This window comes from Actinopolymorpha sp. B9G3 (assembly GCF_040120725.1).
In the GTDB taxonomy this organism is placed as follows: Bacteria; Actinomycetota; Actinomycetes; order Propionibacteriales; family Actinopolymorphaceae; genus Thermasporomyces.
In genome coordinates this window covers 116,995-139,459 of the sequence record NZ_JBEEAB010000016.1, presented here as the reverse complement: position 1 = coordinate 139,459, position 22,465 = coordinate 116,995, and the positions used below count along the sequence as shown (strand labels likewise).

The window sequence follows — 22,465 nt, the reverse complement described above, 5'->3', positions numbered from 1 at the left end:
TCCGTGGCCACCTGTCTCGTCCTGACCGCGCCGCGCACGCTCGAATTCGTCGTCACCGAACACCGACCGCTTCGCGACGGTGAAGTCCGGCTGCGCACCCTCGTGAGCGGCATCAGCCACGGCACGGAGATGAACCTCTACCGCGGCACCGCACCGTTCGCCACGCGGAGCTTCGACCCCCAGCTGCGGGTCTTCGTACCCTCCGAGGAGTCCAGCCGGACGGCCAAGCTGGGCTACGACCTGGTGGGTGAGGTCGTCGAGGTCGGTCCGGGCGTCGACAGCGTGGCGGTGGGCGACATCCTCCACACCGGGCAGGCGCACCAGGAGGAGCCGATCGTCGCGCTCGACGAGCACACGGACTTCTATCCGCCCTGCAAGCTTCCCCGCGCGCACGTGGAGAGAGGCCTGTTCGTCAGTCTGGCGAGCGTCGCGTTGCAGGCTGTCCACGACGCGCGGATCAAGGTGGGTGACGCGGTCGTCGTGTCGGGCGCGGGCGTGATCGGCCAGCTCGTCGCCCAGCTCGCCCGCATGAACGGCGCCGATCCCGTGGTGGTCGTCGAACCCCATGCCGAACGCCGCAACCTGGCCGTGCGGCTCGGCGCGGCGGAGGCGCTGGACCCGACGGCCGGCGACCAGCCGATCGGCTACCAGGTGAAGAAGGCGCTGGGTAACCGCGGCGCCGACATCGCCATCGAGACCTCCGGCACGTATCCCGGCCTGCACGGCGCGATCGCCTCTGTCGGTGTCGGCGGCACCGTCGTCGCGGCCGGCTACTACCAGGGCGGCGCCGCCGACCTCAGGCTCGGCGAGGAATGGCACCACAACCGGCCGAACCTCGTGTCGAGCATGGGCGTCTGGGGCTGTCCGCACCGCGACCACCCGCTCTGGAACCGGGTCCGGATCGCGCGCACGGTGGTCGACCTGATCTATTCCGACCGGCTCGTGGTCGAGCCACTGCTCACCGACCGGGTGCCGTTCCGGCAGGCACCCAAGGCCTACGAACGGCTGGACAACGATCCCGCCAGCGCACTGAAGATCGCCCTCACCTACTGAGCGCGACCGGTCTGGCCAGGCGTCACGTACTTCTCGTGGAGGGCGTCCAGACCGATCCGGCCGTCGAGGTCGTCGGCGAGGGCGACGTTGGCCCGGACGACGTCGGCGTCGCGCATGCCGACGAGCGCCACGTCGACGTACGGATTGGACAGGACGAACTGCACCAGCGCGCTCGAGTAGTCGAACGTGTTGGCCGGGTTGACCAGCTGGACCCAGCGCTGGAACGTCCCTGACGTCGTCGTGCGCATCGTCGCGATTCCCAGCCCGTGCCGGTCAGCCTCCAACATGGCGCCGAACGGACGGCTCGGTTCGTACGGATGCTGGAACAGCAGGTTGTAGCAGACCTGGATGGTGTCAAAGACTCCGCTCGCGATCATCCGGTAGGCGGAGTCGTTGTTGTCCTCGGTGGTGAAGCCGATGTGCTTCACGAGTCCCTCGTCCTTGAGCGACAGCAGCTGCTCGGCCATCCCTCGCGGGCTGAGGATGTCGTCGGTCTGTTGCGTCGTCCAGGACTCGCCGTGCAGTTGCAGCAGGTCGACGGAGTCCCGCCGCAGCCGGGTGAGGCTGGCTTCGAGGGATGCCCGGACGTCGCCGCGCGCGCCGTACCCCACCTTGGTGGCGACGAAGAGGGGCTGCCCGCCGCTCGTCGGCACGCCCTGCAGCGCTTCGCCGAGCACCTGCTCGCTGGCACCGTTGCCGTAGCCGGGCGCGGTGTCGTAGTAGTTGATCCCGCCGTCGAGGGCGCTCTCGATGGCCTCGAACATCCGCGCCCGGTCGCCCGCGTCCTCCGGGTCGAACGCCTCCACGTAGTTGGTCAGGCCGAGCGTGGCGCCGCCGAAGCCGATCCTGCTGACGGTCGCGCCGGTCCCACCGAAGGTGGCGTACTCCATCTGTCGCCTCCGCTCGAACAAACCGGGTGCGCGAGTCTGCCGTCGAGGTTACGGTCTTGCCCATCGGCGTCGAAACCTGACGTCCGGTCGGCCCGCCGCGCGAAAGCTCTGTCCTCGCCGCCCGCTCAGTTCCCGAGTGGTTGCGGCGCTACCCGCGTGTGTCCGCCGCAGGAGCACACTCTCCCCTCACAGAGGACAACCGTGTCCCACGAAACGACCGCTTCCTTCGCCACGGCATTCCGGCTGCTCGTCGGCTTCGTCGCCCGCACGTCGCCGCCACGCTTCGCCGGGCTACTCGCCCTCGCGACCGTCGAGGGCCTGCTCGGCCCGCTCGTGATGGCCGCCACCGGCCTCGCCGTCGCCCGCGCGCCAGCCGCGTTCGACGCTGGCGTCGGGTCGGCGCAGGCGTACGACCTCGCTCTGGCGATCCTCCTCGTCGGGCTAGCGTTCGGCGCCGGGCAACTGCTCGCACCGATCCGCGTCGCCGTCTCGACCGGCCTGGGCTCGATGGTGGCCCAGCGAATCCGCCAGTGCCTGCTCGACGCGACGCTCTCGCCGCCCGGCATCGCGCACCTGGAGGATGCGGAGACCGCGAACGAGATCCAGCGCGCCGGGGAGTACGAATGGGCCGACCTGGCACCGCTGACCCGAATCGTGACCGAGTTCGGCTCCATGGTCTCGAAGGTGGTCACCGCGGCCGGAGCGGCAGTCCTGCTGGCCGGTTTCGCCTGGTGGGCGCCGGTCCTGCTGGTGGCCGGGGCGTTGGCGTCGCACGTGTGGATGGCCGGCAACGAGCACGCCGCCATCGAGAAGCATGAGGAGTACGCCCCGCTGGTCAGGCGGGCCAACTACTTCGCGAACCTCTCGCACGACCCGCCGGCGGCCAAGGAGGTGCGGCTCTTCGGCCTGGTGGGTCTCCTGGCGTCGCAGACCCGCCACTACCGCACGGAGTTCGGCCGGCACGTCTGGCGGGCTCGCCGGGCGAAGCTTCGGCCCGTCCTCGCCACGATCACCTCGATCGCCGTCGCCACCGGGATCGTGCTCGGCGCGTTGGCGTCCGCCGCCGTCGAGGGGCGGATCGACGCGGCCGGGCTGACGGTTGCCGTCCAGGCGATCTACGCGATCGAGCTGTTGGGCAGCGGACTGTTCGCGACCTGGTGGGTACGCCAGGGTGCCGCCGCGCTCCCCCACCTGCGCGCGCTGCCAGCACGGACGTCGGCGCTGAGCTTCGCCGCGTACGGCACGGGCTCGGCCGACGGCATGCCGCGCAGGCACATCCGCTTCGCCGACGTGCGCTTCGGCTACCCGGGCCATGACCGGCCGGTGCTGGACGGGCTCTCGCTGGAGATCCGCGCCGGCGAGTCCCTGGCGATCGTCGGCGAGAACGGCGAGGGCAAGACGACGTTGCTCAAGCTGCTCACGCGCCTCTACGACCCGGACGAGGGCGCGATCCTCGTCGACGGCCACGACCTGCGCGACCTCGACCTCGCGTCGTGGCGGTCCCAGGTGGCGGTGATCTTCCAGGACTTCGTCCGGTACGAACTGAGCGCCCGGGCCAACATCGGCTTCGGACGCGTGACCGACCTCGACAACGCCGAGGCCGCCGCCCGTGCCGCGGACCGGGTGGGTGCACACGACCTCATCACCGGACTGCCGGCCGGATGGGACACCGTGCTCGCCCGGCAGTACCGCGGCGGCCTCGACCTCTCCGGTGGACAGTGGCAGCGGATCGCGTTGGCCCGTGCCCTGCGGGCGGCGGAGGGTGGAGCCCGACTGCTCGTGCTCGACGAGCCGACCGCCGCGCTCGACGTCCGCGCCGAGGCCGAGCTCTTCGACTTCGCTCTTCGGGGGTTCCAGGGGGTCGGCCCCCTGGGAGAGCAGAGCCTCGACCTCACGGCCGGGGTGACGACCCTGCTGATCACCCACCGGCTGTCGAGTGTCCGGCGGGCGGACCGGATCGCGGTGGTGGGGGGTGGGCGGGTGGTCGAGGTCGGTACGCATGACGAACTGCTGGCCGCCGGCGGTGTCTATGCCCGGATGTTCCGCCTGCAGGCACAGCGATTCGAGACGGGAGCAAGCCATGGTTGACAGCACGCGTACGCCTACGGACGAGACCGATGTCTCTTCGTTGAACGGCGCCGACGGTGCCAAGGACCGGGACCTGCCGGGCCTGCTGCGTACCCTCTGGTTCACGGTACGGATCTCGGTCCGCTCCCACCCGGCACTCGCGGCCGGTGGGATGCTGATCATCCCCGTCGGTTGGGTGACGGGAAGCCTCGGCGCCCTGTGGCTGAAGTACTTCATCGACGGGGCCATCGGCGGACAGGCCGGCACGGTCGGCCTCGCGGCGAGCCTGCTGGTGCTCACCCAGGTGCTCGGCTGGGCCGCCGGCGGGCTCGGCATGCGACTCCAGCAGACGTTCCACGAGAAGGCCGGGATCATCTTCGAGGAACGCCTGATCCGGGCGTCGGCCGGTATGAACGGCATCGAGCACCTGGAACGCCCTGACTACCTCGACAAGCTCGACCCGCTCCGCAAGGAGGCCTGGATCGTCCACTGGACGCTGGAGGCGCTGGCCGAGACGATCGGCGCCGTCGCCCAGACCGCGTTGACCGTCGTGCTGCTGCTCTCGGTTGATCCGCTGCTGCTGGTGCTGCCGCTCTTCGGCGTTCCGGCTGTATGGGCCGCCCACACCGGTGCGGTGCGGGAGCGCGACGCGCAGGAGGCCACGGCTGAGTACCGCCGCCGGCAACGTCACCTCGTCACCCTGGGATCGGAAGCGTCGCCGGGCAAGGAGATCCGCGTCTTCGGGCTCGCCGGCGAACTCCTCCGGCTGAGCCGGGAGACGTGGCGGCGCGAACACACGGTCCGGGTCCGGATGGCGTGGGTCGGCGCCGGACGCATCGCCGCCGCGACCCTGCTGATGGCGATCGGGTTCGCCGGCGCGCTGTTGCTGGTGGGCTACCGAGTGGTCACCGGCGCGGCGAGCGTGGGCGACCTCGCCCTGACGTTCGTTCTCGCCCAGTCGTTGAGCGGCAACCTCGGGCTGGTCGTGGGGATGGTCAGCTGGCTCGTCGACTGCCTCGGGATCGGCGCGCGGTTCGTCTGGCTGCTCGACCGCGCCGACGCCGAACGACGCGGCCTCATCGCGAACCCTGTCGACGTGCCGGCCAGGTTGGTCGACGGGATCGCCCTGCAGGACGTGACGTTCGGCTATCCCGGCACCGGCATCATGACGTTCGACAAGCTGTCCTTGACACTGCCCGCGGGCAGCGTCGTGGGCATCGTCGGCGACAACGGTGCCGGCAAGACCACACTGGTCAAGCTGCTCTGCGGCATGTACGACCCGTCGAGTGGTGCCGTGCTGGTCGACGGGATCGACCTGCGCAAGCTGGACCTGACGGCCTGGCGGCAGCGCTGTGCGGGTGCCTTCCAGGACCATGCCCGGTTCGAGTTGCCACTGCGGCAGGCGGTCACGATCGGAGACGTCGCACGGTTCGACGACAGCCCCGCAGCCGCCAGGGCGCTGGCCGCCGCGAGTGCCGACGACCTCATCCGTACGCTGCCGGCCGGGCTCGACACCCAGCTCGGTACCACCTGGCCGGGCGGCACCGACCTGTCAGGTGGCCAGTGGCAGAAGGTCGCGCTGGCGCGCGGACTGATGCGGGCGGATCCCCTGCTCACCGTCCTCGACGAACCCACCGCCGCGCTCGACGCGCAGACCGAGGACGCCCTCTTCACGCGGTACGCCGAGGAAGCCCGCGACCGCCGGTCTCGCGGTGGGATCACGCTGCTGATCTCGCACCGGTTCTCGACCATGCGGACGGCAGACCACATCATCGTGCTCGACGCCGGCCGCGTGGTGGAGCAGGGCAGCCACGAGGAGCTCATGCACAACGCCGGCCGGTACGCCGAGCTCTACGACATCCAGGCCCGCGGCTATCGCTGACCGCCGCGACGTGTTCGCGAGGCTCGGGCGATGACCGGCGATTGGTCGGTGGATTCCTTGAAAACAAGGAACTCCCGCTCTGGCGATGATCACAGATCTGGTAGACTCGCTGGTATGTTCGAACGCGGGGGTGTGGACTTCTCGGCGCTGGCTTCGGCTGCGCCGGGTCCCGAGCTTGCTTCGGTGTTGGCGGGTATCGATCTGGCTGCGATCAATGGCCATGTGCGGGTGTTGGTTCTGCGGGCGTGGGAGCGGCAGTCGTCATGGGTGTCGGCGGCGATGTATGAGGCGATGGCGTTCGTGGCGCGTTCGCCTGCGTGCACACCGGATTCACCGCCTGAGGTGAACGCGTCGTTCTCGGAGTTCGCCTCAGCTGAGGTGGGTGCGGCGCTGGGTTTGTCGCCGTGGTCGGCTGATCGGGATTTGTCGTTCGCGTTCGAGTTGACCGAGCGGTTGCCGGGCACCCGTGCCGCACTCGCGGAGGGGACCATCAATCTGGGCAAGGCGCGGGCGATCGCCGAGGAGACCTGCTGTCTGTCACCGGAACTGGCGCGGGTGGCGGAGGAGTTCATCCTTGCTGCTGACGCTGCGGTCGGGATGGGTTTGACTCGGGCGCAGTTGGTGCGGCGGCTCCGGCGGAAAGTGCTCGAGCTCGACCCGGACGGCGCCGAGCAGCGACGGCGGGAGGCGCAGCAGGGCAGACGGATCCGGTTCGGTGCGGGAGTGGACGGCACCGGCAGCATCACGGGACAGGGCCTGCCGATGGCTGGCACCGCGGCGGCCAGGGTGTTCGTCAAGACCCTCGCCAGACGCATCAAGGGCGATGGTGATGGCAGGACGCTCGCGCAGATCGAGGCCGACGTCTTCCTCGACCTCCTCCGCGGCCGCCACCCCCGCACGGCGGTTGCCGATGCCGATGAGTCGCCTCCCGCCACCAACGCCGACACTGCCGATGACTCGGCGGCTCCCGCAGGCGGCGACACCGCCGGAGCCGACGATGGCGGCGACGGCGAGGACGCCGGGGATGGCGAAGATGCCTGGGATGCTCCGGGTGATGGTGGTGCGTGTGTCGAGACCGGTGACGAGCACCTGGTGGCCAAGGTCGAACTCGTCGCCGACCTCGAAACCTGGCTCCGCCTCGGCACACGAGCCGGTGAACTCGCCGGCCTCGGCGCCATCAGCCCCGCGGTGATCGACGACATCAAGACCGCCGCGGCCGGTGGATTCGAGCACTGCCGCACCGTCACCATCGACGGCAAAGTCGTCTACCACCAGGCCAGCAGCCGACGATACAAACCCACCACCACCCAACGCCGCCTCATCCAGGCGATGCACCGGACCTGTAGCCAGCCCGGCTGCAGCCGTCCCGCCATCGCCTGCGACCTCGACCACACCATCGAACACCGATTAGGCGGACCCACCTGCGCCTGCAACCTCGCACCCCTGTGCCGACGGCACCACCGGGCCAAACACGAAGCCGGCTGGTGGTGGACCCAGAACCAGCCAGGCGAGCTCACCGCCCAGAGTCCACTCGGCCACACCTACGCCATCCGACCCGCACCACCACCCGGCACAGGACCACCCAGCGCAGACGTCGAACCCGCCAAGGCTCCGTTCTGACGCAAACTGGGCGTCACGGCGTGCGTTCGCAGACGTTGGGGGCGTTCGCCGCCAAGCGTTGGAGGTCCGTCGCCTTCTATCCCGACAAACCTCCAACAGGTCGGGTTACGCGTCGGCGTACGCGCTCGCCTGGAGCCGGTACATGCGGGCGTAGTGCCCGTCGAGTGCCATCAGCTCGTCGTGCGGGCCCTGCTCGACCAGGCGGCCCTGGTCGAGGACGAGGATGCGGTCGGCCGTGCGTACCGTCGAGAAGCGGTGTGAGATCAGGACGATCGTACGACCAGCGCGAAGGTCCTGGATGGTCTGGAAGAGTGCCGCCTCGGCTTCGGCGTCGAGGGAGGCGGTCGGTTCGTCGAGCACAATGAACGCCGCCTGCCGGAAGAGCACCCGCGCGATCGCCACGCGCTGCCACTGGCCAACGGACAGGTCGGCACCGCCGTCCACCTCGACACCAAGCGGAGTGTCCAGGCCGTTCGGCAGGTCGGCGAGGAACTCCGCAGCCCCCGCCTGCCTGGCAGCCCGCTCAATCGCCGCGCGATCACCCACCCGGTCGACGTCGCCGAGGCCGATGTTGTCGGCGCCGGAGAACCAGTACCGGCCGAAGTCCTGGAACACCACACCGACGGGCGACAACCCGCCGTCGCGGGTCAGTTCGGCCAGCGGTCGGCCGTCCCAGCGCACCACGCCGCGCGTCGGTTCGTACAGGCCGCACAGTAGTTTGGCGAGCGTGGTCTTGCCGGACCCGTTGTGGCCGACGATCGCGATGACCTCGCCGGACGAGACCGAGAAAGCCACGTCCACAAGGGCTTGCGTTGTCGCGGCTGGATAGGTGAAGGTCACGTCCTCGACCTGGAGGCGCGCGAAGGGCGGCACCTCCACGGGCGCGAGCGGCCGCACCTCGTCGGCCCGCGCCGACACCCGCGCGAAATCCTCCAGATAGCGACCGTGCTCCAGTGTCTGGGCGAGACTGCTCGCCGCCTGCTGTGACCGGTTGGCCAGCAAAAGGACGGCCACGCAGGCGGTCGCGGCCGAGCCGAGTCCGAGGTCACCACGGCGGACGAACCACAGCACAGCAAGGAGTACGCCGCCCAGCACGAGTGCGCCGATCACACTGCCGAACGCCGACCGGCGGACGAACCGCCTGACCAGCTGCTGGATCCCGTCGATCCGCTCGTCGTACAACACCGACCAGCGCCCCAACAGGAACGGTGCCAGCCGAAACGCCCGCACCTCCGGCGCCGACGGGCGGCCGTGCACGATGCGTTCGATGTGGAACCGCGCCCGGTCGTTGGGGGTGTTGCCGAAGCTGAACGAGTACATCTCGTCGCTGTTGACCCGCCCCACCCACCACAACGGAACGCTGGCCAGCAAGGTGATCGGCACGAGCCACGGACTGATCGTCGCGAGTCCCGCCGCGATGCCAACCGTGCCGACCACCGCACCGGCGAACTGCGGCACCGCCATCGCGATGGGCAGCGTGCTGCTCCCGGCCCGCTCCGCGCGTTGCAGCGTGTCGTGGAACGCCGGAGAGTCGAACTCCCGCAGGGGTACGTGTCCCGCCAACCGCAGAACCACCTCGCTGCAGTGGCGTATCGTGCGTTCGGCCAGCAGTCGGTGCATGCCAGCACCCGCCGCTCCCGCGAACGACACCACGCCCGCGATGCCGATCGCGGCCGCGACCAGCCACCACACGTCCGGCGACAGGTCCGCCGCTGTCTCGTGGCCGATCACCTCGTGCAGCAGGGCGTTCCCGATCAGGAGCAGGACCGCGACACCGAGGCCGGAGAGCGCGAAGAGCCCCACGACGGCGAGGAACGCACCCCGCCCGGCCGCCCACACCAGAGCGACCGCGTGCATGAACGACGCCCAGCGTCGTCCCCGGCTGGTCGTCGCGTCGACACCGCCCGCGCCGCTCATGACGACTCCCGGTCCGAGCGCGTCCGACGGCGAGCGCCAGCGTCCGGCGCGTCGGTCCGGAAACCCCACGCGGCGATCGTCACGGGCTTGGCACTCTCCGGAACGTCGCCTGCTGGGCGCTTGAACGGCTCGAGGATCTCGCCGATCTGCCGGCTCACCTTCTTCAGCTCCTCGACCGTCATCCGGGTCTGGAACTCCATCTCGAAGCCGACCTTCTGCCAGGGCTTGGAATAACTGGACCGCTCCGCCACCCAGCGTTCGATTCGGCGGAGCAGGTTCGCTCGCCTGGCTCTGGCCATCGCCACCGCTGCGCGTCGCGCCTCGCCGTCCAGCTCCTCCTCACGAACCAGCAACCCCCCTTTGACCTCGCGCCATGGACGGTTGCGCCCTTTGCCCCGCTCGGCCTCCTCGACGAAGCCGTACTTCGCCAACGTACGCAGGTGAAACGAGGTATTCGCGGGACTCTCGCCGATCCGCTCGCCGAGCTCCGTTGCCGTCAACGGCCCCTCCTCGCCCAGGATCTCCAACACCTGGAGCCGGACCGGATGGGCCATCGCGCGCATCGCCTTCGGGTCCCGCAGCTCGCGGACACCCGGATCGATATCGTCGGAAGACATGTTTCGAAATTACTGTTTCGAAACATGTCTTGTCAACGAGATGGCGAGTGTTACCTGCTTCAGTTGCCGGCGGGAGGGGTGGGACGGTCCCGCAGGACCTGGTAGTCCACTCCGGCAAGCGGTCTCGTCGTGAGTGAGCCGTCTACCAGCGGGACCTCGACCGGCTTGTGGTCGCGGGTGAGCTGGACCCGCTCGACGCCGGGAAGCGAGGTCAGCGACAGCACGACCTGTCCGATGGTGAGCGGGCTCTCGGCGGCAGTCAGCCCAGCAGGGTCGCCGGCGAGGTCGATGGTGACCTGCCCACCCTCGAACGACGCGACGGCGAGCCGCAGGCCGGGTGGGATGGCCGAGCTGAGGCCACGGGCCTGTTCCGGCGCGGCGGGTCCGGAGGTCAGCGCCTCGACCACCACGTCCACCCGGTCCGGCAAGGGCCCCGGTCGGACCTTACGTTTCACTCCGACGAGGGTCTTGCCTTCGACGAAGTAGACCGCCACGCTCGTGTGGAAGAACGGGTCGGCACTCGTGTCCGAACCCGGCAGCGGAGTGACACCCGCCTCGGCCGCCGCCGACCGGTTGCTCAGCAGGCCGAACGGCACCGTGGTCGGTTCGATGAGTGTCGGCCGGTCCTGACTCGGCACCCCACACCCACCGAGCAGCGCCGACGCGGCAGAAAGGACGGCACCCACCAGGAGCAGGCCCACCGTTCGCCGGCTCATGGCTGCACCCGCGGCAGCGAGACGGCGAAGCGTGCGCCGCCCTCCGGACGATCCGTGCACCAGACCGCTCCCCCGTGGGCGGCCACCGTCTCACGCGCCAACGCGAGACCGAGCCCCGTGCCCGACGAGGACCGCCGTGCCGTCCGCCCGGTCGCGAAGCGTTCGAAGATGCGTTCCCGGTCTTCTCGTCGTACGCCCGGACCGTCGTCGTCGACCAATACCAGAACGCGGTCGTCGGCCTCGGTGTCGGCGAGGAGCCGGACCCGCACGAGCCGGTGCCCGTGGATCTCGGCGTTGTCGAAGAGGTTGCCGAACATCCGCTCCAGCATCAGCTTGTCACCGTTCACCTTCGCATCCGACTCGACGACGAGCAGGTCAGGCGAGCGGCCCGACCGGCGGAGCGTATGGCCCAGCAGGTCCGCGAGCGGCAACGGCTCGATCGCCCGCGGGTCGAGACCGGCGTCCATCCGCGCGAGCTCCAGCAGGTTGTCGAGCAGGTTGCGGAACCGCTCCAGCTCTCCGGTCACGAGATCCAACGCCTGCCGGGACCGCTGCGGCAGTTCGTCCCGCCTGGTGTTGAGGACCTCCACGCTCGCCACCAGCGTGGTGAGCGGCGACCGCAGCTCGTGGCTGACGTCGGCGGCCAGCCGGGCGTCGCGCTGGATCCGCTGCTGCAACGTGTCGACCATGCTGTTGAACGAACCGACGATGGTCGCGAGGTCGGGGTCCCTCGTCGCCGCCAGACGGGTGTCGAGTTGCCCGCCCGCGATCTGCGCCGCCGTACTGGCCACCTCGTTGAGCGGTCGCAGGACCGACCGGCTCGCCCACACGCCGAGCCCGCCACCGGCCGCGGCGGCCACCAACGCGCCGCCCAGCAGGACCGTGCCGAGGATGCGGAGCGTCTCCTGCAGTTCGGTAAGCGGCACGACCTCGTAGAAGTACGCACCGACCGCCCGTAGCGGCACCCCGACGACGAGGACGGGTTCGCCACCCAGCCGGGTCCGCATCGACGCGGGCCGCCCCGACTCCACCTCGGCGCGCAGCGCGAACGGCAGTGACTCGCGTCCGGCCTCCAGCGAGGAGGAGTACCACCGCCCACCGCGGCTCACGACGATGGTGGCGTCGGCCGAGGGCGTACTCGCGGTGAGGACCGTGGGCATGTCGGCTCCGGCGGTTTCCAGCCGGCCGCGAAGGAAGTTGGCATCGATGTACACCTGCCGCACCACGGCCTGCTCACGCTGGGTGAGCAGATAGCTCTGCGTCAGACCGTAGGTCAGGACGGCGAAGATGGCGGACACGAGCAGCGCGCCCACGCCGAAGGCGAGAACCACCCGACCACGCAGCCCGCGCGCCCGCACCACCCGGCTCATGCCGGTCGCGCTCATGCTGGGTCCAGCCGATAGCCCAGCCCCCGGACGGTGACGACGAGCCGCGGGGTCGCCGGGTCGCGTTCGATCTTCGTCCGCAGCCGGCGGATGTGGACGTCGACGATGCGTTGGTCGCCGAAGAAGCCGTGCTGCCAGACCGACTCCAGCAGCACCTGCCGGCTGAGTACCCGCCCGGGCGGAGTGGCGAGCTCGCTCAGCAGCCGGAACTCGGTGAGCGTCAGGTGCAGGTCCTGCCCAGCCCGCCGCAGTGTCCCCCGAGCCGGTGAGAGCACCAGCCTGGCGTCAGGATCGGAGTCGAGCACGATGTCGGCCGGCGCCTCCGCATCACTCGGCCCCCTGAGCCGCCTGCGCAGGGCCCGGAGCCGGGCCGTGATCTCCTTGATCTGGAAGGGTTTGGTGACGTAGTCATCGGCTCCCGCTTCCAGACCGGCGACGATGTCGTGGGTGTCGACCCGGGCGCTGACGATGATGATGGGCACGTCGCTTGACCGCCGGATCTCCCTGATGCAGGTGAAACCGTCCATTTCGCCGAGCATCAGATCGACGATGATCAGATCGGGAGACGTGGCCGAGAGGGAGGGCAGGGCCTCCTCCGCCGCCACCGCTTCGGTGACCGCGTAGCCCTCGTCTTCCAGGGCCAGCCGGAGGACGGACCTGATCCGGTCGTCGTCCTCCACCACAAGCACCCGCGTCGGCATGGGCCCATGCTGCCAAAGGTTGTGCGGCGACGCGTTCCAGGTCACGCCCGGAGGACTTCGTCACGTAATCGCAAAGTAACCGGCCGAGCGACCTCAAAGCCATGGTGACAACGTGGAGCCATACATCGGGGATTCTCGAAACCAACTCGGGAGTTGGCCATGGGGGCAACCGGAAAGTCTCTCGTCCACAGCGAGGCCGAAGTCATCCTGACCGAGGCGCTGGTCGCCAACGGCATGGCCGAGTTGCGGTGGGAGCTCCGCGATCTCGTTCTCGCCGGCGTACGCAACCTCATCGTCGACGTGTCCCGGATCGACCGCCTGTCGTCGACCACGCTGGCCGCACTGCTCGGCACCCACCGAGCCTGCAGGGCCCGGGGCGGCGGCGTCATCATCCGCAACCCCAACGCGAAGGCGCTCGACCTGCTCCGGCGTACCGGCCTGCACCGGGTCTTCCTCGTGGATCCGCCCCTTCGCTGACCGCGCAGAGTGCGGGCGCAGGCGACGAGCAGGCAGGGCAAGCGGCCAGCGCTATGCGGCGCGCGCGGTGGCCTTGGCGCCGAGCGATCGGCGGATGGCCCGCACGATCTTGCCCGCCTTCTGGGTCAGCCGGTAGGTGCGCGAGGAGCGGATCGCCATCAGCTCCTCGCGGGCACGCTTGAGTTCCTCCGTACGACTGGCGAGGAGCGCCGCCTGGGTGTGTCGCCTGGCGTCGCGGCGCCGCGCCTTGTCCTCCGCGGTCTGGGTCGCCGCCAGGGTCGTGACCTGCTCGGCGAAGTTGGTGAGGTTGTCGTGGGCGAGCTGGGAGAGCTCCCGCGACCGGGCGAGGACCTCGGGACGGTCGACGGCCTCCAGCGCCATTCCGACGGCCGCGTCCAGCCCGCCCAGGGACACGTCGAAGGGCATGTCTGGGTCCCAGGCTCGCGCGTACCGGGTCGGCTTGGTCCGCGACAGCGTCACCCGCGGGATGCCGTAGGCACAGGCGATGATCCGCACGTGCAGGGACGTGCCGATCACGACCCGCGCCTCGCGCATGCGGTCGCACAGGTCGAACGGGCGCCGGTCGGCGACGATCTCCATGTCGACACCGGGATCGATCCGCTTGGCGTGCGTGATGACCTTCTCGAAGTCGGCCACCGAGTCGTGGCCGTTGGCGGTGCCGGCCATCAGGAGCCGGATCCGCAGGCCCTTGAGGTGTTCGCTGGCGACGAGCGCCGCCGCGACGTTGGCGTGGCCCAGCTTGGTGAGGATGGACGTCGACGCCTGGAAGATCGCTACATCCGAGTCAGGGTTGCGTTCAGCGGGTCGCAGGACACTGATCGCGTGCACGGCGTCGGGAACCTGGCGGTGCTCGATCCCCAACTCGGTGAGATAGACGCTCGACTCCTTGTCCCTCACGGAGACCAGGGTTGCCGCGCGCAGCAGGGCGATGAGCTCTTCCCGGCGGTAGCGTTCGGCGCCCCGGATCCCGGACACCCCGACCGAGTTGAGCACCGAGATGGCCCCCGCGTTGAGCGGGTAGGAGGCCAGCGATGGGATGTACGGCGATGCGATGTGGACCTTGCCCGCCGCCTCGCGCACCATCTCGTCGCGCCTGGCCGGCGAACTGCGCCGGTACTCACGGTAGAGCTCAGGGCCGGCCGACATCCGGAACGCGCTCCTGAGGTCGGTGCCGCCCACCTGTCCTCCGACGGTCCAGACCGCGTCGAACTCCTCGTCCAACAGCAGCGGGCTGTAGGCCTCGACCTTGCGGTCCAGCAACGCGGTCATGTCGGCGCTGAACGGGGCGGACGAGACCACCTGCGCGTTCGGCAGATACTTCTCGGTCACCAGGAGAAACAGCAGGTCACCGAAGTTGTCTCGTTCGTACGCACCCACCATCAGCACCCGGGGACCGTGCGTCGTGCCAGTGCTCACTGCGCTCCTTTGGGTCGAACTGAACGGTATGGGCGATATATCAGACTAGTTAGGTAGGATTTGGAGAGTAGCAGTCAGGCCTGCTGGCAGATTGAGCGCCTGTACCCACACCACTCATCCCCGTGATCACGACCTGCATTCTCATGACGGATGAACTGGCACCAAAGTTGCCGGGGCTGGGCGACAACTTCGAAGCGTGCGCAGACGATCTCTCTGCGTACACAAGTTCGCCAACCGTCGGGATCGCACCGGCCTACAGGCGCGCCACAGTGGAAATACAGCGGCCGGGCTCACGATGGCGGCCATGTTGGGCAGAGCTGCGTACCGTCACCTTCTCCAGGTTGCCACCGCCCTCGCCGCGGCGTCCCTTGCGGCGGGACCGCTCGTGGCGCCCGCGCTCGCAACTCCACCCACCACGCTCCCCACGCTCGCGGCACCGCCCTCCGCGCTCGACAAACTCGACAAAGGCGAGGCCAGCGAGGGCTCGCTGCTGTTGGTACTCGACTCGTCGGGGTCGATGAAGGAGGCCGACCAGTCCGGTACCAGCAAGATCAGCGCGGCCAAGCAGGCGTTGAACACGGTGGTGGACAAGCTCCCGGGGGACGCCGTGGTGGGGCTGCGGGTCTACGGCGCCACCGTCTTCGAGAAGTCGGACCCAGGTGCGTGCACGGACTCCCAGCTGGTCGTGCCGATCGGACCGGCGGACAAGCGGGCGCTGAAGACTGCCATCGCGAAGTACAAGCCGTACGGAGAGACACCGATCGCGCACAGCCTCAAGCAGGCGGCCAAGGACCTCGGCACCGAGGGCAAGCGCACGATCCTGCTCGTCTCCGACGGTGAGGAGACCTGCACCCCCGACCCTTGCCTGGTCGCGCGAGACATCCACGCCAAGGGAATCGACCTCAAGATCGACGTGGTCGGCCTGCATGTCGGCGCCGCCGCGAAGCGCCAGCTGTCCTGCATCGCCGACGCCGGCGGCGGGACCTACTACGACGCGGACGACGCCGGCGACCTCGCCGCAAGCCTTGACCAGTCAGCACTTCGTGCGTTCACCGACTTCGCGGTCTCCGGTACGCCGGTCAAGGGCGGACTCCAACCCGGCGAGGCACCGGAGATCGGCGCCGGCCAGTACACCGACACGCTCGCCTCGCCGACCCAGCAGGACGGCCGGGTCAAGTACTACATGCTGACACGCACTCCCGGCTCCACCCTGCACGCCGCCGCCACCAGTCGGCCGGAGAAGCGCAGTGGCTCGGCGGCCTCCTCGGACGAGCTGAAGCTCGAGCTGCTCACCCCGGCCGGGGACGAGGAATGCACCTGGGGGAACGGCGCCGCGTTCGAGTGGAGCTCGACCAGGGACTTCCTCAACGCCTCGGTGTTCCAGGGGCCGAACGGCAACAGTTCCGCCTCGACGTACGTCCCCGACGAGTGCAAGACGTCCGACCGGCTGCTCCTGAAGGTCGAACGCAGCGAGGAGGACGGGGCGGCCAGCGGGCCCGAAGATCCGATGGAACTCGTCGTGATCGAGGAACCACCGCTCGACGGTGGCGTCGAGCAGTTGCCGGAGCAGGTCGAGGAGGCGGACATCGACTTCGGAGCGCTTCCCGCCGGCCAGAGCCAGGGCAAGGCAGACGGCGGCGGTGGCTTCGCCGACGCGACGACCCTCACGCCAGGGCACTGGACGGGCACGCTGCAGCCTGGCGAGCAGCTCTTCTACCGGGTCCGCGCCGACTGGGGGCAGTCCGTCGCGGTGACCTTCCGGCTCCCTGCGAACCCGGCACTGGACAGCCAACTCGGCCAACTCGGCGAGAAGGTGGAGATCCGTGCGTACGGACCTGACCGCGCCGAGATCTTCCTGCCCGGAGGCACCGAGAAGAACTTCACCGGTACGACGAGGACCTACTCGCGGAACCAGGTCTTCCATGCGACGTTGCCGGAGGTCCGGTACCGCAACCGGGAGGACGGTGGCGGCGACACCATCCAGGCAGCCTCGCTCGCGGGCCACTACTACGTCGCGATCCAACAGAACGCCGACGACGAAGGACGGAAGTACCAGGAGCCCATCGACATCGCGGTGGCGGTCAAGGGCGAGGTCTCTGGAGAGCCGACCTACCTGGAGCCCGACCCGGAACCGGAGCCGGCGAAGACTGAGGAGAAGCATGGTGAGGCTCCGGCTGGATCGTCGGGGGCGTCGGGATCGTCGGGATCGTCGGGAGAAGGAGACGCATCTGAGCCTTCGGCCGCCGACGGCTCGGGCTCGTTGATGCCCGTCGCCGTGGCGGGGGGCAGTGGTGCGGTGGTCCTCCTCGGCGTCATCCTGGCGGTGTTCCTGCTCCGCCGTCCCCGCAGCACGCCAGCAGGGGCACCGGGGCAGAACCTCCCATGGCCACCGCCGCAGCCGCCGCGACAGCCACCGCAACAGCCGAATCAGGGTCCGCCGCAGAACCCGCCGCCGGCCCCGCCTCGATAACACGCAACGCTCGTCGTCCACGATCCCTTACAGGGCTACCCTCGAGCGTTTGCCTCTGACGTGGGAGATTGACCACGGTGCTCGCAGGACGTTACGAACTCGTCGACATTCTCGGCGAGGGCGGCATGGGCGCGGTCTGGCGCACCTGGGACCATCGCGAACACCGCTATGTCGCGGCGAAGGTCCTGCAGCAGTTCAACGCGGGATCGCTGTTGCGGTTCGTCCGGGAGCAGAGTTTCCGGATCAGCCATCCGCATGTGATCACGCCACTCGGCTGGGCCGGCGAGGACGAGCGGGTCCTCTTCACGATGCAGATGGTCCACGGCGGTTCGGTCGCCTCGCTTCAGCGCAACGCGGGACGGCTGCCGCCGCAGTGGGCCGCCCTGCTGCTCGACCAACTGCTCGACGGGTTGGGTGCCGTCCATGCGGCCGGTCTCGTCCACCGCGACGTCAAGCCGGCCAACCTGCTCCTCGAGGCGACCGGCCGCGCGCGTCCGCACGTGTTCCTCAGCGACTTCGGGGTGGCTGTCCCGCTCGACGAGCCGCGCATGACGCGTACCTCGCAGGTCTTCGGAACACCTGGATATCTGGCTCCCGAACAGGTCCGGGGCGCCGAGCCCGAACCCCGCCACGACCTCTACTCCGCTGGCGTCGTCGCCGTCGAGATGCTGACCGGCGTACGACCCGATCCCGACGTCGGCGTGGGTACGCATCGCCCTGACCATGTGCCGCCTCCGCTCTGGGACTACTTGCGCAGGCTCGCCGCCTGGAGTGCTGGCGGCCGTCCCGACTCCGCTGCGCACGCCCGCTCGGAGCTGGCGGCGACAGGCCTGTTGCCGGATCCCGGCGCGGTCCCGAGTGACCCGGCCGGCGTGGTCGACATCGCCGACGTGATCCCGCCGCTGCCGCCAGGATGGGTGCCGAATGGACCATCGGCCGCCGACTTCGTACGCCGGTCGGCACCGCACCCTCCCTCCGTCAAGCCAGCCTTGACAGAACCGACGACGCCTCGCGACCCACGCCCAGCCAGGCCTCCTGCCCCGAGCGGGCGGCATTGGCGGCAGACTCTGGTGGGCCTCACCGTCGTCGCCGCGCTGGGCATGTCGGCCTACGTCGCGCAGGCGGCACTGCGCGGAGAGCAGCCGCCCGACCCGGGAACGCACACGCCTGGTACGCAGGCGCCCGAAACCTCGTCCTCGTCTCCGTCCCCCTCCCCATCTCCGTCCGCGTCTGGGGAGCGGTCGCCAGGAACATCGCCTCCCACCGGCGGCTCGGGGAGTGACGCCCGACCAGGCGAGCCTTGTACGTACATCGAGGTGGGTTTGATCGAGACGACCAGGAACGGAGAGAGGGTCACCTGCGTACGCCGGGAGAACGCGTACTCCTGGGAACGCACTTCCTGACCCCCCCTAAAGCACTGGTTCTCGACCCCGGCCTGCCGTTAGCTTTCGCGCATGGGAGTTCCAGGCTCGTCTCCGGTGGCCGGGTCGTTTCGTCGGATGGCTCTCTACGGCCGGGTGCTGTGGGCATCAGCACCGGCCCACTCGTTGACGGCCTTGGGGCTGGCCGCCGGCTCGGCTGCTGTCGTGACCGGCGGCATCCTGGCGACCGGTCAGCTGATCGGGTCGTTACATCAAGCCGCCGCGGCCGGGGCATCACCGGCCGCTGCCGAACGAGTGTGGCTCTGGCTGCTCCTCGTCGCGGCCACGTTCGTCTCCTCGCCGATCCTGACGTCAGCGACGGCCGCGTTGTCACAGGCGATCTCGGCACGTTACGTCCGCACGTTCTACGACATGGCGATGGACGCGGGGACGGCGCCGCACGGCGTTGCCCACCTGGAGGATCCCGACGTCGCCGGACGCCTCGATGCGGTGATCAACGCCAGCCGCGAGTGGGACTTCACCGCGGGTATCGAGCTCACGTGGTCGATCGTCCGCACCCGGCTCACCGGTGTGGGTTCGTTCCTCGTGCTGATGGCGTGGCATTGGTGGGCACCTTTCGTCGTGGCCGCGTCGTACGTCGTGCTGTCCCGGGTGTTCACCTGGTGGGTGAACAGGCAGCACGACAACGTCCTCGAGGTCGCTGGTGACGAACGTCGCCGCGCGGCCTATCTGCGGGGGCTGCTGACCGGCGCCGGACCAGCGAAGGAGGTCCGGCTGTTCGGCCTGGCGGGCTGGCTGCTGGAGCGTTACTCGACCACGTGGAAAGCCGCGATGGTTCTGGTCTGGCGCAATCGCCACCGTGGGCTGGGCATGGTGATGGTGGCCGCGGTCGCCATGCTCGCCGCCAACGGACTGGTGCTGGCTCTGCTCGCGCGCGACGCCTCGGCCGGTGTGGTCTCGCTCGCGGCGATCGTCACGCTGGTGCAGGCGATCCTCGCGTTGGAGGCGTTCGGCCCGCTGGGCGACGAGCAGATGGCGCTCGGCCGCTCCACCGCCGCGACGTGGGAGCTGGTCCGGCTCCGCACCCAGCTCGGGCTGAGGGAGCTGCCGGATCCTCCCGACCAGACGCCGGCGCAGGCGGCCTCGCGCGCGACGGCGATCCGGTCGGGTGCCGCGGGCATCGAGCTTCGCGACGTGACGTTCACCTACCCGACGCGCGAGGAGCCGACGTTCACGCGGCTGTCGTTGACGGTGCCGGCCGGCCAGGCTTTGGCCGTCGTAGGTGAGAACGGCGCGGGGAAGTCGACGCTGATCAAACTCCTCTGCGGGCTCTACGCGCCAGACTCGGGAACCGTCCGGATCGACGGCGGCGACCCCGCCGCCGACGACTCGGTACGCCAACGAGTCGGGGTGATCTTCCAGGACTTCGTCCGCTACAAGCTGTCGCTGCGCCGGAATGTCGGACCGCACAGCCGAACTGGCCCCACCGGACGCACCAACGCCAACCCACACTCGCCCGCGCACCAGGTCGACGACTCGGTCCTGGCCAGAGCGCTCGAGGACGCAGGCGGCACGGAGCTCCTGGAACGGCTCGAGCACGGCTGGGACACCATCCTGTCGCCTGAGTACGCCGGCGGCACCGACCTGTCCGGGGGCCAGTGGCAGCGGGTCGCCCTTGCCCGTGCGCTCGCCACCGTCGCAAGCGGGGCCGGGATCCTCGTGCTCGACGAACCCACGGCCGCGCTCGACGTGCGCGCCGAAGCGGCCTTGTTCGACCGCTTCCTCGAGGTGACGGCCGGGATGACGACGTTGCTCGTGAGCCACCGGCTCTCCAGCGTCCGGCACGCCGACCGCATCGTCGTGATCGGCCAGGATGCCATCGGCCGGGGACGCGTCATCGAGGACGGCACGCACGACCAACTCCTGGCCGCTGGGGGCACCTACGCCCAGATGTTCAGCCTGCAGGCGCGGCGTTTCGCCGCCGCAGGGGCCGGCCGGTCTGAGTACGCCGGGCACACAGCGGACGACACCGGGCAGGTGCCGGCGCCATGAGGGCACTTCGAGGCATCGGCATCGTCGTGGCCATGTCCGTGCGGGTCAGCCCCTGGCAGACGCTGGTCTGTCTCCTCGAGGCCGTCGGCAAGGTCATCGGCCTGCTTCAACCCCTCTACCTCGCGTGGTTCGTCGAAGGTGCCGTACGAAACGACACGAGGCAGATGGTGCTCGCCGTGAGCGCCTTCACCGCATCGATCGGCCTCAACTGGATCCTTCAGATCGCCGGCACGACCGCACGGGTCAACCAGATGGAACGCGTGGGCTTCGCGTTCGACACCGAGATCGCCCGCATCACCGCGAGCATCCAGACACTGGACCACCTGGAGTCGCCGCGTTATCTCGACCGGCTGCAGATCCTGCGCGATCAGCGCGACGCCCTCGGCGGCGCCTTCAACATGCTTCTCGGCACGTTCAATGATCTCGTCTTCGTGACCGGCACGATCCTGCTCGCGCTGACCGCCGACGCGAGACTGCTGCTGCTCGTGCTCGCCGGCCTCCCGATCCTCGCCGCGACCCGCTGGTTGGCGCCCTGGCAGGCCGCCGCCGAGCAGTCCTCAGCCGAACCGGGCCGCCTGACCACCCACCTGCTGGCTCTCGGCACCTCACCCACAGCCGGTGCGGAGCTACGCGTGTTCGGGATCCGCCGGACCATGCGGGCCGAACTCGCGGAGGCGGTGACCGGCTGGCGACAACCCGGTGTGCGCCTGGCCATCCGTACGAACGCAGTCGAAGGCGCGTGCGCCACGTTCTTCTTCCTCACCGCTGCCGCCGTCGTGGCGTGGATGGTCAGCGACGCACTCGCCCGGTCCGTCCCCGTCAGTGCGCTGGTCCTGGCCGTCCTGCTGGTCGGCCGTCTGCAGTACGCCGGACGGTCCGTGCAGTGGGCCATCATCAGCTTCACCCGCATCGCTCGCATCACCGGCCAGTTCCTCTGGCTGCGCGACTACGACCAGGAAGTCCGCGTCGGACGGTCTCGGACCAGCGCCCCGCCGGCTCGGCTCGACGACGGGATCCGACTGGAGCACCTGACCTTCAGCTATCCAGGCACCGGCTATCCAGGCACCGACACACCAGCCGTCCGCGATGTCGACCTCCACCTACCAGCAGGTGCCGTCGTCGCCGTCGTCGGCGAGAACGGCGCCGGCAAGACGACCCTGGTCAAACTCCTCACCGGCATGTACCGACCCACGTCCGGCCGGATCCTGCTGGACGAGACCGACCTCGCCGAGGTCGACATCGACGCATGGCGAACCAGCACCGCCGGAGCTTTCCAGGACCACGCCAGGCTCGAGCTTCTCGCACAGGAGACGGTGGGTGTCGGCGACCTCTCGCGTCTCCACGACCCGCCGGCCGTTCACGCCGCGCTCCGCAGCGCCGCGAGTGAGGACGTACTCCAGGCACTTCCCCAGGGCCTGGACGCCCAGCTCGGCAGCTCCTGGCCCGGTGGCGTCGACCTGTCCGGCGGCCAGTGGCAGCGTCTGGCGATCGCGCGCGGAATGATGCGTACCGAACCGCTCCTGCTCGTCCTCGACGAACCCACGGCCGCTCTCGACGCCACCACCGAGCATCGCCTCTTCGAGCGGTACATCGCTGCCGCCGGCAAGGCACGGTCCCGCGGCGCGGTCACCCTGCTGGTCACCCACCGCTTCTCCACGGTGGCCGCCGCCGACCTCGTAGTCGTCCTCGACCAGGGAAGCGTCGCCGAAGTCGGCACCCACCAGGAGCTGATGGCCGCCCAGGGCCACTACTCCGAGCTCTACGCACTTCAGGCCCGCGGCTACCACTGACCAGCCGAC

At 69.6% G+C, this 22,465-nt stretch carries 16 protein-coding genes; 9 read left to right on the top strand and 7 right to left on the bottom strand.

The genetic code is table 11. From position 1 onward, the window contains the following. Positions 1-3 precede the first annotated feature (3 nt). Positions 4-1,053: a zinc-binding dehydrogenase gene (locus ABNF93_RS24890; RefSeq protein WP_349330589.1), complete on the top strand. Its 1,050-nt coding sequence runs from the start codon at positions 4-6 to the stop codon at positions 1,051-1,053. On the opposite strand, the gene ABNF93_RS24885 is transcribed toward ABNF93_RS24890, so the two are convergent. Next, positions 1,047-1,943 carry an aldo/keto reductase gene (locus ABNF93_RS24885; protein ID WP_349330588.1) on the bottom strand — a complete coding sequence of 299 codons (897 nt, stop codon included), beginning with the start codon at positions 1,941-1,943 and terminating at the stop codon, positions 1,047-1,049. The two genes, ABNF93_RS24890 and ABNF93_RS24885, sit on opposite strands and share 7 nt — an antisense overlap. A gap of 201 nt (positions 1,944-2,144) precedes the next feature. Here ABNF93_RS24885 and ABNF93_RS24880 point away from each other — a divergent pair, with 201 nt between their 5' ends. The 3 genes from ABNF93_RS24880 to ABNF93_RS24870 all read left to right on the top strand — a co-directional run bounded on the left by ABNF93_RS24880 (position 2,145) and on the right by ABNF93_RS24870 (position 7,512). Then, positions 2,145-4,031 carry an ATP-binding cassette domain-containing protein gene (locus tag ABNF93_RS24880; RefSeq protein WP_349330587.1) on the top strand — a complete coding sequence of 629 codons (1,887 nt, stop codon included), beginning with the start codon at positions 2,145-2,147 and terminating at the stop codon, positions 4,029-4,031. Beyond that, the gene (locus tag ABNF93_RS24875; RefSeq protein ID WP_349330586.1) at positions 4,024-5,892 is read left to right on the top strand and encodes an ABC transporter ATP-binding protein; all 1,869 of its coding nucleotides are present in this window, start codon (positions 4,024-4,026) and stop codon (positions 5,890-5,892) included. Before ABNF93_RS24880 ends, ABNF93_RS24875 begins: the two co-directional genes overlap by 8 nt. A 114-nt stretch (positions 5,893-6,006) precedes the next feature. Beyond that, the gene (locus tag ABNF93_RS24870; RefSeq protein WP_349330585.1) at positions 6,007-7,512 is read left to right on the top strand and encodes an HNH endonuclease signature motif containing protein; all 1,506 of its coding nucleotides are present in this window, start codon (positions 6,007-6,009) and stop codon (positions 7,510-7,512) included. A 105-nt stretch (positions 7,513-7,617) separates the two neighbouring features. On the opposite strand, the gene ABNF93_RS24865 is transcribed toward ABNF93_RS24870, so the two are convergent. The 5 genes from ABNF93_RS24865 to ABNF93_RS24845 are packed head-to-tail and all read right to left on the bottom strand — an operon-like array spanning position 7,618 to position 12,848. Next, entirely contained in the window at positions 7,618-9,429 is a 1,812-nt protein-coding gene (locus ABNF93_RS24865) for an ABC transporter ATP-binding protein (RefSeq protein ID WP_349330584.1), read from the bottom strand. Then, a complete protein-coding gene (locus ABNF93_RS24860; protein ID WP_349330583.1) occupies positions 9,426-10,046 on the bottom strand; it encodes an ArsR/SmtB family transcription factor in 621 nt (206 codons plus the stop codon). The genes ABNF93_RS24865 and ABNF93_RS24860 overlap by 4 nt, the downstream gene beginning before the upstream one ends. Positions 10,047-10,105: 59 nt before the next feature. Continuing rightward, positions 10,106-10,762 carry a GerMN domain-containing protein gene (locus ABNF93_RS24855; RefSeq protein WP_349330582.1) on the bottom strand — a complete coding sequence of 219 codons (657 nt, stop codon included), beginning with the start codon at positions 10,760-10,762 and terminating at the stop codon, positions 10,106-10,108. Beyond that, a complete protein-coding gene (locus ABNF93_RS24850) occupies positions 10,759-12,147 on the bottom strand; it encodes a HAMP domain-containing sensor histidine kinase (RefSeq protein ID WP_349330581.1) in 1,389 nt (462 codons plus the stop codon). The genes ABNF93_RS24855 and ABNF93_RS24850 overlap by 4 nt, the downstream gene beginning before the upstream one ends. Next, positions 12,144-12,848: a response regulator gene (locus tag ABNF93_RS24845; RefSeq protein WP_349330580.1), complete on the bottom strand. Its 705-nt coding sequence runs from the start codon at positions 12,846-12,848 to the stop codon at positions 12,144-12,146. Before ABNF93_RS24845 ends, ABNF93_RS24850 begins: the two co-directional genes overlap by 4 nt. Positions 12,849-13,007: 159 nt before the next feature. Here ABNF93_RS24845 and ABNF93_RS24840 point away from each other — a divergent pair, with 159 nt between their 5' ends. Beyond that, positions 13,008-13,325, top strand: a complete 318-nt coding sequence (locus ABNF93_RS24840) for an STAS domain-containing protein (protein WP_349330579.1) — start codon at positions 13,008-13,010, stop codon at positions 13,323-13,325. 51 nt (positions 13,326-13,376) lie between these two features. Here ABNF93_RS24840 and ABNF93_RS24835 read toward each other — a convergent pair whose 3' ends face one another. Further along, positions 13,377-14,762: a polysaccharide pyruvyl transferase family protein gene (locus ABNF93_RS24835; protein WP_349330578.1), complete on the bottom strand. Its 1,386-nt coding sequence runs from the start codon at positions 14,760-14,762 to the stop codon at positions 13,377-13,379. Between the two features lie 304 nt (positions 14,763-15,066). Between ABNF93_RS24835 and ABNF93_RS24830 the strand changes: the two genes are divergently transcribed. The 4 genes from ABNF93_RS24830 to ABNF93_RS24815 all read left to right on the top strand — a co-directional run bounded on the left by ABNF93_RS24830 (position 15,067) and on the right by ABNF93_RS24815 (position 22,456). Beyond that, positions 15,067-17,232, top strand: a complete 2,166-nt coding sequence (locus ABNF93_RS24830) for a VWA domain-containing protein (protein WP_349330577.1) — start codon at positions 15,067-15,069, stop codon at positions 17,230-17,232. A gap of 77 nt (positions 17,233-17,309) precedes the next feature. Next, complete coding sequence (locus ABNF93_RS24825; RefSeq protein ID WP_349330576.1) at positions 17,310-18,635, top strand: serine/threonine-protein kinase; 1,326 nt, start codon at positions 17,310-17,312, stop codon at positions 18,633-18,635. Between the two features lie 51 nt (positions 18,636-18,686). After that, positions 18,687-20,666 (top strand): ABC transporter ATP-binding protein, encoded by a 1,980-nt coding sequence (locus tag ABNF93_RS24820; RefSeq protein WP_349330575.1) that lies wholly within the window; start codon positions 18,687-18,689, stop codon positions 20,664-20,666. Then, positions 20,663-22,456 (top strand): ABC transporter ATP-binding protein, encoded by a 1,794-nt coding sequence (locus tag ABNF93_RS24815; protein ID WP_349330574.1) that lies wholly within the window; start codon positions 20,663-20,665, stop codon positions 22,454-22,456. The genes ABNF93_RS24820 and ABNF93_RS24815 overlap by 4 nt, the downstream gene beginning before the upstream one ends. Positions 22,457-22,465: the final 9 nt, after the last annotated feature.